This window comes from Thalassospira alkalitolerans (assembly GCF_002115745.1).
In the GTDB taxonomy this organism is placed as follows: Bacteria; Pseudomonadota; Alphaproteobacteria; order Rhodospirillales; family Thalassospiraceae; genus Thalassospira; species Thalassospira alkalitolerans.
Window position 1 is genome coordinate 243,109 of the sequence record NZ_JFKB01000001.1, and the last position, 13,426, is coordinate 256,534.

The 13,426-nt window shown below is 53.7% G+C and carries 12 protein-coding genes; 2 read left to right on the top strand and 10 right to left on the bottom strand.

The window, feature by feature from the left end; all coding sequences use genetic code 11:
• Nucleotides 1-50: 50 nt before the first annotated feature.
• Entirely contained in the window at nt 51-1,862 is a 1,812-nt protein-coding gene (gene typA / locus TALK_RS01080) for a translational GTPase TypA (protein ID WP_085615690.1), read from the top strand.
• A gap of 179 nt (nt 1,863-2,041) precedes the next feature.
• A complete protein-coding gene (locus TALK_RS01085; RefSeq protein ID WP_085614988.1) occupies nt 2,042-3,610 on the top strand; it encodes an AmpG family muropeptide MFS transporter in 1,569 nt (522 codons plus the stop codon).
• Between the two features lie 272 nt (nt 3,611-3,882).
• On the opposite strand, the gene ptsN is transcribed toward TALK_RS01085, so the two are convergent.
• From ptsN to TALK_RS01135, 10 genes are all read right to left on the bottom strand, one after another.
• Nucleotides 3,883-4,347 carry a PTS IIA-like nitrogen regulatory protein PtsN gene (ptsN, locus tag TALK_RS01090; RefSeq protein WP_085614990.1) on the bottom strand — a complete coding sequence of 155 codons (465 nt, stop codon included), beginning with the start codon at nt 4,345-4,347 and terminating at the stop codon, nt 3,883-3,885.
• Between the two features lie 41 nt (nt 4,348-4,388).
• The gene (gene hpf, locus TALK_RS01095; protein WP_085614992.1) at nt 4,389-4,985 is read right to left on the bottom strand and encodes a ribosome hibernation-promoting factor, HPF/YfiA family; all 597 of its coding nucleotides are present in this window, start codon (nt 4,983-4,985) and stop codon (nt 4,389-4,391) included.
• Between the two features lie 162 nt (nt 4,986-5,147).
• A complete protein-coding gene (gene rpoN, locus TALK_RS01100; RefSeq protein ID WP_085614994.1) occupies nt 5,148-6,725 on the bottom strand; it encodes an RNA polymerase factor sigma-54 in 1,578 nt (525 codons plus the stop codon).
• 49 nt (nt 6,726-6,774) lie between these two features.
• The gene (gene lptB / locus TALK_RS01105; RefSeq protein ID WP_085614996.1) at nt 6,775-7,608 is read right to left on the bottom strand and encodes an LPS export ABC transporter ATP-binding protein; all 834 of its coding nucleotides are present in this window, start codon (nt 7,606-7,608) and stop codon (nt 6,775-6,777) included.
• Nucleotides 7,609-7,623: 15 nt separating this feature from the next.
• On the bottom strand, nt 7,624-8,502 hold the full coding sequence (locus TALK_RS01110; RefSeq protein ID WP_085614998.1) for an LptA/OstA family protein: 879 nt from the start codon (nt 8,500-8,502) through the stop codon (nt 7,624-7,626).
• Nucleotides 8,499-9,206, bottom strand: a complete 708-nt coding sequence (lptC, locus tag TALK_RS01115; RefSeq protein WP_085615000.1) for an LPS export ABC transporter periplasmic protein LptC — start codon at nt 9,204-9,206, stop codon at nt 8,499-8,501. Before lptC ends, TALK_RS01110 begins: the two co-directional genes overlap by 4 nt.
• 3 nt (nt 9,207-9,209) lie before the next feature.
• A complete protein-coding gene (locus TALK_RS01120; protein ID WP_085615692.1) occupies nt 9,210-10,208 on the bottom strand; it encodes a KpsF/GutQ family sugar-phosphate isomerase in 999 nt (332 codons plus the stop codon).
• Nucleotides 10,209-10,409: 201 nt separating this feature from the next.
• A complete protein-coding gene (locus tag TALK_RS01125; RefSeq protein WP_085615002.1) occupies nt 10,410-11,021 on the bottom strand; it encodes a ribonuclease D in 612 nt (203 codons plus the stop codon).
• Nucleotides 11,022-11,147: 126 nt separating this feature from the next.
• Complete coding sequence (locus tag TALK_RS01130; RefSeq protein WP_085615004.1) at nt 11,148-12,419, bottom strand: O-antigen ligase family protein; 1,272 nt, start codon at nt 12,417-12,419, stop codon at nt 11,148-11,150.
• Nucleotides 12,416-13,366 carry a glycosyltransferase family 2 protein gene (locus TALK_RS01135; RefSeq protein ID WP_085615006.1) on the bottom strand — a complete coding sequence of 317 codons (951 nt, stop codon included), beginning with the start codon at nt 13,364-13,366 and terminating at the stop codon, nt 12,416-12,418. The genes TALK_RS01130 and TALK_RS01135 overlap by 4 nt, the downstream gene beginning before the upstream one ends.
• Nucleotides 13,367-13,426 lie beyond the last annotated feature (60 nt).

The following is a 13,426-nucleotide window of genomic DNA, read 5'->3' on the forward strand; positions in this document are numbered from 1 at the left end:
CGCAAGGGTCCACCCCGGCGCGCGGCATTTTTATTCTGGAGTCCGCGCCAATGAATTTGCGCAATATCGCCATTATCGCCCACGTTGACCACGGGAAAACAACCCTGGTTGACTCGATGTTCCGTCAGTCCGGTGTTTACCGTGACAACCAGCGCGTTGATGAACGCGCCATGGACAGCAATGATCTGGAACGCGAACGCGGTATCACGATCATGGCGAAACCGACAGCCATTCAATGGGGCGAAACCCGTATCAACATCGTTGATACCCCGGGCCACGCCGATTTCGGTGGTGAAGTCGAACGTATTCTGTCCATGGTTGACGGTGTTGTCTTGCTGGTTGACTCGGCCGAAGGCCCGATGCCACAGACCAAATTCGTGCTCGGCAAAGCCTTGAAGCTTGGCCTGAAGCCGATCGTGATCATCAACAAGATTGACCGTCCCGATCAGCGCGCCGAAGAAGTTCTCGACGAAATTTTCGATCTATTCGTCTCGCTTGAAGCCAACGAAGCACAACTCGACTTCCCGGTTCTTTATGCATCCGGCCGTGATGGCTGGGCAGCAGAAGCCCCGGAAGGTCCGAAAGAAAACCTGACCCCGCTGATGGAGCTGATCCTCAGCTATGTTCCGGCCCCGTCTGCTGTTGCCGACGCACCGTTTGCGATGATCGCAACCATGCTGCATGCCGATAACTTCCTCGGTCGTATCCTGACCGGTCGTGTTGCACAGGGTCGAGCAAAACTGAACATGCCGGTTAAGGTTCTGCGCGGCGATGGCACGGTTGAAACCGGTCGTTTGTCGAAACTGATGGGTTTCCGCGGTCTTGACCGTGTGCCGCAGGAAGAAGCCCAGGCCGGTGACATCATCGCGATTGCTGGTCTGACCGATGCAACCGTGGCTGACACCATCTGCTCGCCAGAAGTCAATATTGCAATCAAAAGCCAGCCGATTGATCCGCCGACCCTTGCCATGACCTTCTCGGTCAACAACTCGCCGCTCGCCGGTCAGGAAGGCGACAAGGTTACCTCGCGTATTATCCGTGCCCGTCTGGAACGTGAAGTTGAAGGCAACATCGCCATTCAGCTGACCGAAACCGCGGACAAGGATGCGTTCGAAGTTGCCGGTCGTGGTGAATTGCAGCTTGGCGTTCTGATCGAAACCATGCGTCGCGAAGGCTTCGAATTGTCGATCTCGCGTCCGCGCGTTCTGATCAAGGAAATCGACGGCGTAATGTCCGAGCCGTTCGAAGAAGTCCAGGTTGACGTTGATGAAGAATTTGCCGGTTCCGTCGTTGAAAAGATGAGCCTGCGCAAAGCCGAAATGACCGATATGCGTGCTTCTGGTGGTGGCAAGACCCGTATCCTGTTTACCGCCCCGTCACGTGGCCTGATTGGTTACCATGGTGAATTCCTGACCGATACCCGTGGTACCGGCGTCATGAACCGTGTGTTCCATTCCTATGGTCCGGTCAAAGGTGCAATTGCTGGTCGTCGTAACGGCGTTCTGATTTCGAACGATCAGGGCGATGCGGTTGCCTATGCCCTTTGGGGTCTTGAAGACCGCGGCATGATGTTCATCGAACCGGGTGCGCGCGTCTATGAAGGCATGGTCATTGGCGAACACAACCGTAGCAACGACCTTGAAGTCAACATCCTCAAAGGCAAGAAGCTGACCAACGTTCGTGCCTCGGGCAAGGACGATGCCATCACGCTGACCCCGCCGCGCCGGATGAGTCTGGAAGAAGCTTTGGCTTACATCCAGACCGACGAGCTGGTTGAAGTAACCCCGAAAAGCATTCGTATTCGCAAGCTGCACCTCGATCCGAACATCCGTAAACGCGAAAGCCGCAAATCGGACTCCTAAACCGCGTCATCGGTTTGGATCGATAAAGCATACCATTTCGACAAAAGGTCGACCCATCCGGGTCGGCCTTTTGCTTTTTAACTGCTCTAACCTGAAATCTGTCATGCCACGCGGTTTCGGCTTTCTTTAACCTGTTTCACATACTTTCGGCCAAGATGGCATTCAGACGGGGAAAATCCATGCACAACACCGCCTTGCAAAGCTGGGGGGACTCATTTCGCGCCTTTGTCCATCCGCGCGTGATTACCATGCTGTTCATGGGATTATCGGCCGGGATTCCGATCCTGCTGATCTTTTCAACCCTGTCGATCTGGCTGCGTGAAGCCGGGGTTGAACGATCCACCGTCACCTATTTCAGTTGGGCCGCCCTTGGCTATTCGTTCAAATTCGTCTGGGCGCCGCTGATAGACCGTCTGCCTTTTCCTGTGTTGTACGGTTTGTTGGGACGACGCCGCAGCTGGCTGATCATCGCCCAGACCGGCATCATCGGTGCTATCTTGTGGATGGGCTTTACCGATCCAGCCCAGAACCTGACCATGATGGCCTTTGCCGCCGTTGCCCTTGGTTTTGCCTCGGCAACGCAAGATATCGTCATTGACGCCTATCGCATCGAAGCCGCAGATGCCGATCTGCAGGCGATGATGAGTTCGGCCTATATCGGTGGCTATCGCATCGGCATGATTGTCGCCGGGGCCGGGGCACTAACCATTGCCGGGTTGTTCGAGGCCGAAGGCAGTTACGAACCAATGGCCTGGACAGTCGCTTATGGCTGTATGGCGCTTGCCATGGGGATCGGGGTGATTACCACCCTGATCATCGGCGAACCGACCGTAACCCGCACAGACAGCAAGTATTTCCACGAAACATCGGACTATGTGCGTTTCCTTTTGATGTTCGCCCTGACCGTGATTGCCTTTATCGCCGCCAATATCTATACCGCCAATCTGACCAATCCGCTGAAATCCGGCCTGATCGACGCGGGCATGATCAGCGAACTGGCAGGCTTCATTGCCGGAACGCTTAAACTGGCGATCTCCGTCGCAGCAGCGATCCTGACAGCCTGGTTGACCACCAAAGTCGGCGTCACCCCGACCGGCATGGTGCAAGAAACCTATATCGCGCCGGTCAAAGATTTCATTGATCGCTATGGCAAGGCCGCGATTGTTGTCCTGACCCTGATCGGGGTTTATCGCATTGCCGATATCGTCATGGGGGTCATGGCCAATGTGTTCTATACCGACCTCGGATTTTCCAAGGAAGAAATTGCCACGGTTTCCAAGACATTTGGTCTGTTCATGACCATTGCCGGCAGCTTTCTGGGCGGATTGTTATCGGTGCGTTATGGCGTGGTCCGCATCCTGTTTCTGGGCGCGCTTTTATCGGCCATCACCAATATCCTATTTGCCATCATGGCCCATCTTGGTCCGAATACGATGATGTTTGCCGGGGTGATTGCGGCCGATAACCTGTCGGGCGGTTTGGCGACGGCGGCCTTTATTGCCTATTTGTCGGGTCTGACCAACATTTCCTTCACCGCCATGCAATATGCGATTTTCAGTTCGATTATGACCCTGTTCCCCAAAATCCTTGCCGGGTTTTCAGGCACAGTCGTCGATTCGGTGGGATATAGCTGGTTCTTTATCGGCACGGCCATCATCGGGATTCCGGTCCTGTTTCTGGTCGTTCTGGCAGGACGCATGATGCAAATCAACGCCGACAAACAAGCCGAAATCGAAACCAAAACTTAATGACAAAATCAACCGGGATGGGGATGGGACGAAGACAGGGACGAAGATGGGAATAGAAACAGAGACACCAATGCTGAACCGTCAACGCGCCAAAACCCGTTGACGCGAAATAACCAGCACCCGCTCCAACCACACAAACCCTGCCAACCTAACCTGCGGCCCGGGGCATCCCCGGAACCAGATCACAGATAAAACAAAACCGGACACCGCAATCACGGTGTCCGGTTTCCTAAATCTGGTCGTTTGTCGGGTTTTGCCCGTCAAATACGCTTTCAGGCGGCCTGTTCGGCCTCGTCCTGGGTCAGCAATGCATAAATCGCATCCGCCGAACCGGCACCACGCAGCTTGTCACACATGCCCTGATTACGCAGCAAACGCGATATCCGCGCCAGTGCTTTCAGATGGTCGGCACCGGCTTCTTCCGGTGCGATCAGCATGCAGAACAAATCGACAGGATGTTCATCCACGGCATCGAACTCGATCGGGTTCTGGGCACGCGCAAAGATCATGTGCAACCGGTCGAGATCGGCCAATTTTCCATGCGGAATCGCCACACCACCGCCTACGCCGGTACTGCCAAGTTTTTCGCGATCAAGCAGGACTGAGAAAATCTCACCCGCTTCACGCCCGGTAACGCCAGCTGCTTTTTCGGCAAGTTCCTCAAGCACAGCCTTTTTCGCACCAGACCGCAAGGCCGGTATTACCCCTGAAGGGGATAGAATCGATGATATATCCATTTTTCGCGTTGTGTTGTTTGGCTCGGAAGAAGCTGTATCCGTCACGCTGTACCGACCTCCTTATCAGATGGATCAAGCCATCCGATATTGCCGTCAGCACGACGATACACAACATTCAATCCGCCATGTTTGCCATTCCGGAACATAAGTGCCGGAATGTCCCCCAAGTCGAGCCGCATCACAGCCTCTCCGACAGAGAGCGTATCGATACGATCCGGTGTTTCAGCGACGATCACCGGCTCAAAGCCGCTGACATTTTCGTCATCTGAATGATCTTCGTCTTCTTGTGCGATCACATAATGTGTCGCATCTATTCTGGCCTGCTCATACTGGTCACGGTTACTATGGTGGTCGCGCAAACGCCGCTTGTAACGTCGTAACTGCTTGGCAACACGATCACAGGCAAAATCACAGGCGGGATATACTTCATTCGCCGATGCTTTCGCTTGAACCAACATGCCCTTGCCAAAATGAACCGAAATCTGCACGACATAGAGATGCGCCTGTTTGGTGATTGTCACCGTGGCTTCGATCGCATGATCGAAATATTTCTCTACCGCAGTCTCCAATGTCCCAATGACATGTTGACGGAGTGCATTACCAACGTCGAGTTGCTTACCAATAACCGTAATTTGCATGGATTGCCTATCCCCAGTTGAGTGACTACCCGGTACATATGAATGTTCGGTGGCCCTCAGTCAGGAAGGCGCACCATATTCCCTCGTCATTGCCAAGTCAACATTTGGGTATTAATGGTTAAAATACAATACCTTAAGGTATATTTTCCAGTGTGAAACCTTCTAGGAAACACCTGCTTTTTTTTCGCGCCGTCGCTGGACCGACGAGGGAATTCTCATCGCCTCTCGATATTTTGCCACTGTTCGGCGGGCGATGTCGATCCCTTCCTTCTCAAGCAGCTCGACAAGTTTGTCATCAGACAAAATCTTTTTCGGATCTTCCCCATCTATCAATAACTTAATCCGATGGCGCACTGATTCCGAAGAATACGAATCACCGCCATCTGAAGATGAAATTGCCGTGGTGAAGAAGTATTTGAGTTCGAAAACGCCGCGCGGCGTCGCCATGAACTTGCCATTTGTAACGCGTGACACCGTACTTTCATGCATACCGATGGCTTCGGCAATGTTGCGCAAGATCAACGGGCGCAAATGCGACACACCGTGATTGAAAAATCCATCCTGCTGGCGAACAATCTCGCTTGAGACCTTCATGATCGTGGTCGCACGCTGATGCAATGCCTTGACCAGCCAATTGGCATTTTGCAGCTTCTCACTCAAGAAACTGCGTTCTTCGCGATTGCGCAAACCCTTACCGATCTGTACGGCATAATCCTCGTTTACAAGGACACGCGGCAAGGCTTCGCTGTTCAGTTCCAGATGCCAATTGCCATTCCCGGCCGAACGCATCAGCACATCGGGGATCACCGGGGTTGCCGGTTCCCCATCCGCTGTTCGGCCCGGACGCGGATCAAGGGTTCTGATTTCACTGATCATGTCGGAAAGATCGTCGGCATCTACCCCACAAATCCGGCGCAAACGGTCAAATTCACGACGCGCAAGAAGTTCCAGATTGGCCAATAAGGCCGCCATCGCCGGATCAAACCGGTTGCGTTCCCGAAGCTGCAATTCAAGGCATTCGGCAAGACCACGGGCGAAAATGCCGACCGGCTCGAACCCTTGCATGGCCTTAAGCACCCGCAAAACATCGGCCATATCGCATTCAAGCGCCTCGGCGACTTCTTCAAGCGGCCCGGCGACATAACCGCTGTCATCAAGCATATCAATCAGATAGCTGCCGATCATTCGCGATATTGCATCGACAAATGCGACATTCAGCTGATCATCAAGCGATTGGCGCAAGGTGACCTGATCAGCAAGGGTTTGTTCCAGCCCCGGCAGGTCTTCGCCACCACCACCGCCGCTGCCACCTGTTCCACCACCACTATAGGGTGCTGTATAATCGTGGCTTCCGGCAACCGGGGCACCATCAGCACTGATTTCACCTTCGCCGTTATAAAGGGCGTCGGGTGCGCAATCGAGCGGACTTGAATCACCGGTACTAAGCGTTTCACTTGATGTCAGGCGATCGGTGCCAAACCGGTCTTCACGGTCGGAAAAATCATCGCTTGTGCGCGAATCGATCCCTTGCTCACCATTGCCAACCGCCCCGTCACCGGATTCAGCAAAGGTCTGGCCAGGATCGGCACGCTCCAATAGCGGATTTTCCAGAAGCTCGCTATCAATGAAACTGGAAAGTTCAATATTGTTAAATTGCAGCAGTTTGATCGCCTGCTGCAACTGAGGCGTCATGACAAGAGACTGAGACTGACGAAGATCAAGCCGCGCCTTCAGGGCCATTATGCACTACCCCGTGTCAATCCAAATCCCCCAGGAACAAGGTGTGTGATCAAAGGCTGAAACGATCGCCCAGATAAACCCTTCTGACATCGTCATTCCTGACGATTTCATCGGGACCACCTTCCATCAAAACCCGACCGTCATGCAAGATATATGCCCGGTCAATGATGTCCAGAGTCTCGCGCACATTGTGGTCAGTAATCAAGACCCCAATGCCACGATTTTTCAGATGACGTACAAGATCGCGAATATCCCCGACCGCAATCGGGTCAATACCGGCCAGTGGTTCATCAAGCAGAACAAAATTCGGATGGGCCGCAAGCGCACGCGCAATTTCGCAACGGCGGCGTTCCCCACCCGACAGGGCAAGGGCCGGTGTGCGACGCAAATGCTCAATAGCAAATTCAGCCAAAAGGTCTTCAAGGTTCTGTTCGCGTTTCAGGCGATCATCCTCGACCACCTCAAGCACGGCCATGATATTTTGTTCCACCGTCATGCCGCGAAAAATCGAGGCTTCCTGCGGCAAATAACCAATTCCCATGCGCGCACGCTGGTACATCGGCATCATGGTGATGTCGCGCCCGTCCAATGAAATTGATCCGCGATCCGCCGCAATAAGACCGGTAATGATATAAAAACTAGTGGTCTTACCCGCGCCGTTCGGCCCCAAAAGGCCAACTGCCTCGCCGCGCTGTACCGACATCGACACATCTTTAAGAACCGGGCGCTTCTTGAAACTTTTGCCAAGATTATGCGCCACCAGCCCCTTATTGGCACTTATCAGCCGCGGGCCTGCCCCGGCACCAGAAGACGCATTGTTTCCTGCATCCGCCGTTTGTACCTCTGTGTTGTCGGATTTACCGCCTTTACGCGACCAGAACAAATTCCCGACCCTTCGTCAGTTGCCATTCCCGGGCTGACCCGGGGCTTTTTTTTCATCTTTTTCCGGCACAAGCAGCCCACGAACCCGGCTCTTGCCACTGCCATTTCCATCGGAAGTTAGTCGGCTGACCCCTGTATTCAGGTCGACCACAGCGCGATCCCCGTTCAACTGGTTCTCGCCGCGCGTGATCTTAACCGATCCGACAAGGGTTGCGATACCCGTTTTCGCATCATAAACCCCTTGATTGCCAACCACAAAGTCGGTCGGCGTACGGATGGTCACATTTCCGTCGCCGTCAATGCGGCTCAACTCGTTCTCGCCATTCTTGCCCGGCACAAATCGCGCGGTCAGAACATCACCGCGCAATGTGCGATCTTGGGCAACGGCAACCGCATTGCCACGGGCGACCGCCATACGTTCAACTTCCCAGTATTCAAGGCTTTCCTCGGCGGTCAATGTTTCGGTCGGGGTCTTGTATTGCAGGTTTTCACCCGTCAAAACCACAACCGCATCGTCAATGTCATAAACGGCCTGATCACCGGTCGCGACATCAGTCGCCGATGACAATTTAACATTGCCGGTCGCGATGATGCGGTAAATCTCGCTATTGCCATTGCGATCCCGATAAAGGGCGCGCAATTCATCGGCATCAACCCGCGAACCACCCCGTTTGGCCACCGCATTGCCACGCGCAATCAGCACCTGCTCGTTGCGACGCCATTCAATACCGTTATCAGACTCAACCTCAAGCCCGCCGGCACCATTCTGCGCCAAACCAAGCGGATCAGCCCGCACTGAAACCGGTGCCATAATCACCAATGGGGCCAGCACCGCACCACCCAGAACGGCTGCGGCCCAAAAACGGCGCATCGCAAAGCGCGCAATCGCGATCATGACTTCCCTTTCAATGCACTATCGAAAATCACCAGACGGGCATTGCCCAAAAAGCGGATCACCGCCCCCTTGTCTTCAAGCTCGAACCCGGTATCGGATTTGATCGTTCCAAACGGCCCCTGTCCATCGACCGGCTCATGCCCCTTGGCATTGCCAAGGTCCATTTCAATCTCGGCCTGCTGGGTATGAATTTCAAAACCCTGATCGTGATACAAATTGACCGTCCCGACCAGATCAAGAAGCCCGTCGGTCTCAGTATAGAACCCTTCATCCGCCGTCAGCGCAATCCATGTCCCGTCCTCAAGCGTAATATCGGCCTGTGGCGTATCCAGATGCATATGCGCCGGACGTTCGTCATTTTCGGGCTCTTCGACGGCTTCCATTGCCGTCACGGTAAAAGGCTGCCGGTTGCTGTCCACGCCAAAAAAGCGCGGATTGCTCATGGCGACATTTTCCATCAAATCATCCGGCGTCGCCGAAAAGCCAAGGCGAAAACCGCTTTCCTGCACCTGTTCGATTTGCGGCCACAACACAACAAGCGCCATCAGGGCCGCCGCAATCAAAGGCAGGATCAGTTTCAACATCGTCACAATGGACCGGCGGAACGGATTAATCCGCACATTGCGTCGTCCGGACGGAAGGCGGTCGTTCATGCGCGCATTCCGCGCGGCGCGTTCGACCTCTGCCTTCCGATCCTCGCCCATTGATTATGCGACTCCCAGACGCAAAAGATCATGAATATGCACAAGCCCGACCGGCTTGCCCGCATCATCAACCACAAACAATGCGGTGATGCTGCGATCATTCATCACGGCCAAGGCCTCGACCGCCAAAATATCTGCCTGGGTCGCCTTGGGCCCGCATGTCATCACATCGCCAACCCGCATTGTAATCAGGTTATCGGCCATGTGACGGCGCAAATCGCCATCGGTCACGATCCCGGTCATGATACCCTTGCCGTCAACAACCCCGACACAGCCAAACGATTTGCCGGTCATCGTCATCAATGCCTCAGACATCAGGGCATCTTCGCCGATCAGCGGAATGTCGTTCACGCCATGCATGACGTCGCGCACACGCAACAAACGCTGACCCAACTTGCCACCGGGATGGAAAGTCCGGAAATCATCGGCACTAAAGCCACGACGCTCCATCAGTGTCACGGCCAGCGCATCGGCAAAGGCCAGCATCGCGGTTGTCGATGTTGTCGGGGCTTGTTTGTTCGGACAGGCTTCCGGACTAGCCGGCAGAATCAGCGGATAATCGCATTGCGTCGCAAGCGAGCTTTCCGGGCGACGCGTCATGCCGATCAATGGCACGTTAAAACGCCTTGTATAAGCAATAATGTCGGACAGTTCCGGGGTCTCGCCGGAATTTGACAGGGCCAGAACCGCATCATCGCGCCCGATCATGCCAAGGTCACCATGGCTGGCCTCGGCCGGATGAACAAAAAAGGATGGCGTCCCGGTCGAGGCAAAGGTCGCGGCGATTTTCTTGGCGATATGGCCGCTTTTACCCATACCGGTCACGACCAGACGGCCCTTAAGCCCTTCGATCAGGTCAATCGCCTTGCAAAAATCGCCATTTAGCGATTCTGAAAGATCACGAAGCGCATCGGCTTCAATTGCCAGAACCCGTCGGGCGACTTCAAGGTCCTTGTCCGATGCCGGTTTAGGTGTGTTGTGCAGTTTTGGGGTCACTGTCATCAGTTTCTTTATGCGTTTCCCGGCAAAAACCATTACAGGGAAAAGATGGGCGGGATCATCTGTGCCGGCAAGCCGCAAAAGCCAATATGGGGCTTATGCTTTTGCTTCGTCAATTCCCATACCCTTACGCCCGGGGCAATTGACACAGGATTAACAATGCTGACTTGCCAAGCAAAATACGATGTTCGAAAAAAGCGCACCTTAATGCGAGAAAATATCGATATCGTCCCAGCCGCCCAGATCAAGCGTCGCCCGTGTCGGCAGGAAGTCAAAACACGCACGTGCCAATTCGGTACGCCCTTCGCGCGCCAAACGACGATCCAGCTCTTCCATTGCTTTGTGCAGATACAAAACATCGGACGCGGCATAGGCGATCTGTTCTTCAGAAAGATCGGCCGAACCCCAATCGGAACTTTGCTGCTGCTTATCCAGATTAACACCCGCCAACTCACGCACCAGGTCTTTTAGACCGTGGCGGTCGGTATAGGTCCGGACAAGCTTGGAAGCGATCTTGGTGCAATAGACCGGCGCGCAACGCACACCCAGATATTTGTCCATCACCGCAATATCGAAACGCCCAAAGTGAAACAGCTTTAAGACCGATGAATCGGCCAAAAGCTTCTTAAGGTTGGGCGCCTCGTAATTTTCCCCATCAAACTTAACCAGATGGGCATCACCATCGCCGCTTGAAAGCTGCACAACGCACAAACGATCACGGTGCGGATTAAGACCCATGGTTTCGCTGTCAATGGCAACGATTTTGCCAAGATCAAGCCCATCGGGCAAATCTCCGTGATGGAGGAAATTGGTCATCGCTATTCTCCAGAATGCTGGTTTGGCCCTGTCTTAACACAGCATTCCCGCCATCGCGACGCAAAAGACGCGCCATTTGGCGGGTTTTTACATCGCCCACACTTTACAGATAACAAAAACGCACCTTCAGCTTGACGAGTTGACAGACGAACGAGTCCGCCCCTGCGACAACCGCAAGGCCGCAACAGCAACAGCTATCGAATTCCATGCCAAAATGGCGGGCCAATTTGAAAATGCACTTTGGGTCGCTGCCATCGGGAAAAACGACAAAACCAAGGTACCAAGATAAAGCCCGGCGACAAGACTTTGTCGGCTCCCATTACGTATGTGGCGCACCCCTGCCCAAACGATTATCGCCACGAAAACAAGCCAAGGCAAGGTTCCAACAAGGCCAGTATCAGACAGCCATTCAATATAAAAATTATGCGGATGGGGGTGGCATTCTCTAATGACGCCTTCCGCCCTATAATCAGGGCAGACCAAGCCAAAATTTCCCATACCTGTCCCAGTAACAGGGTGTTCTGTAAACAGCCGCCAACCAAGCGCGCTTAATTCGCCATAGATCGATCCACTGTAATCACCAACAACATTTCCAATCGCCATGGCACGCGCAAAGATACGGTCACTGACCGTCAGAAGAGTGCCAACTCCTCCAAGAACCAACACCGCGACACCCATCGCCGCCAATCGGCTTTTTCCCCCGACAAGGAACAACCCAACCAAGCCACATCCAATCGCCAGCAGGCTCAGAACACTTGCTGTACGCTCACCGCTCAGGAAGACAATCATCAACGCAAACGCCAGAACGACAATGCCAACACGGAACGCTTTCTGTTTCATATCAGCAACATACAAGGCGAAAGCCAATGTCATTGTCGCAAAACCGGTTTTCGCCAGATAAATACCGATATTGGGGCGATCAAGCGGGCCAGTCAGGCGACCATTCATATGCTGCCCGCCCAACAGGGAATAGCCTGCAAAGAACTGATAAAGCGCATCGGCAGCCGCAATCATGATCGTTGCCAAAAAAGCCATGCAAACCGCACGGATTGCTTTTTGATCGGCCAGAACCCAACGCGTCACAGCGGCATAAAAAACAACAAACCGTAACCAGCTCGCCGAACGGCCAAAGCTTTTTCCTGTAAACTCGGCAAAGGGCGACACCAAAAGGTTCATGATCAACCAGATCACCAGCAAAACCGCAATATCGGCTTCACGCACCCAAGACCAGTCACGATGAACCGCACTGCGCACCAAAAATAGCAACGCAATCAGCACCACCGCACCATCCGCCGCACCCCGCGCGAATAAAAGAAACGCAGGGATCAAGCACAGGAAACAAGTCGCGGCAAGATGCATCCGGCGCTCGAACGCGCCTGAAAAATTGGCGGAAATCACAGGTTTATCGGCCTCCTGATGCCGGGAAGTTTTTGAAAAACAGATTCAAAACGTTTCAATTCTGCCAGATCGCTCCGGCCAAGGCGGATTTTATGTGCCAGATAGCGACACTGAAGATCAAGGGTATTGAACGGCGCACCATCACGTTTGGCCTTACGCGCCGCTGAAAGACATTTACCAAATACCTTACGGTATTTATCAGGCGCCAATTCGGGATGAGCTGCCAGAAAATGCGCATAAACAAAAAACCGGTCATGATGCTGCTGCATCTTATTGCCCGAAAGATGGCTTCCCGCGTCGGGAATAACCGTCACAACCATATCGGCATCAACCACGCGGCGCGCATGCAATGACAACCGCAATGGCAGTGATTCATCTTGAATGAACACATCGGTGTCACACCCACCGGCCTTTTCAAACAAGGCACGTTCGACCAGCCAGGTCATCCGCACTATGCCACGACCCAAAATGCGTTCCAACGCGTCCTCAAATACCGCAACAGATACGCCAACACCAATCGCATCTGCCTTTGCCTGCGCCATCAGGGCATCGGTCTTGCGCCCCTTGCCATGCACCATGTCGGCACCATGTTCACGCGCCATCCCCAACATCACCGAAATTGTATCGGGTGCCAGCAGTTCATCACAATCAAACAGCGCCAGATATGTGCCACATGCCTGTTCCACCCCCTGATTAAGGCGAATGGCAGGGCCAGCATTGGTATCATTGGCAATGACACGGACAAAATCATGAACGCTGGCAAATTTTTCAATCACCGCACGCGACTCATCTGTCGAAGCATCATCAACAAAAATTACCTCACGCGAAAAGTCACCCTGCTGGGCCATAAGCGAGGCAAAAAAACAAGGCAATGCTTCTGCCTTGTTATAGACCGGTAAAACAAAACTGACGTCGGGCGCGTCGCCGTTAAGGCAGGATTGGGTCATTGTGGCTCTCTGTCGTGCAAACTTAATTTCGTCTTAGCACAGCATCCCAATGCCTGCGAC

What these genes read in the sequence shown, in the direction of transcription:
- TALK_RS01110 (WP_085614998.1), bottom strand. Translation starts at nt 8,502, where the DNA reads ATGATCGCGATTGCGCGCTTTGCGATGCGCCGTTTTTGGGCCGCAGCC.
- lptC (WP_085615000.1), bottom strand. Translation starts at nt 9,206, where the DNA reads ATGGGCGAGGATCGGAAGGCAGAGGTCGAACGCGCCGCGCGGAATGCG.
- TALK_RS01120 (WP_085615692.1), bottom strand. Translation starts at nt 10,208, where the DNA reads ATGACAGTGACCCCAAAACTGCACAACACACCTAAACCGGCATCGGAC.
- hpf (WP_085614992.1), bottom strand. Translation starts at nt 4,985, where the DNA reads ATGCAAATTACGGTTATTGGTAAGCAACTCGACGTTGGTAATGCACTC.
- TALK_RS01135 (WP_085615006.1), bottom strand. Translation starts at nt 13,366, where the DNA reads ATGACCCAATCCTGCCTTAACGGCGACGCGCCCGACGTCAGTTTTGTT.
- TALK_RS01085 (WP_085614988.1), top strand. Translation starts at nt 2,042, where the DNA reads ATGCACAACACCGCCTTGCAAAGCTGGGGGGACTCATTTCGCGCCTTT.
- ptsN (WP_085614990.1), bottom strand. Translation starts at nt 4,347, where the DNA reads ATGGATATATCATCGATTCTATCCCCTTCAGGGGTAATACCGGCCTTG.
- typA (WP_085615690.1), top strand. Translation starts at nt 51, where the DNA reads ATGAATTTGCGCAATATCGCCATTATCGCCCACGTTGACCACGGGAAA.
- rpoN (WP_085614994.1), bottom strand. Translation starts at nt 6,725, where the DNA reads ATGGCCCTGAAGGCGCGGCTTGATCTTCGTCAGTCTCAGTCTCTTGTC.
- TALK_RS01125 (WP_085615002.1), bottom strand. Translation starts at nt 11,021, where the DNA reads ATGACCAATTTCCTCCATCACGGAGATTTGCCCGATGGGCTTGATCTT.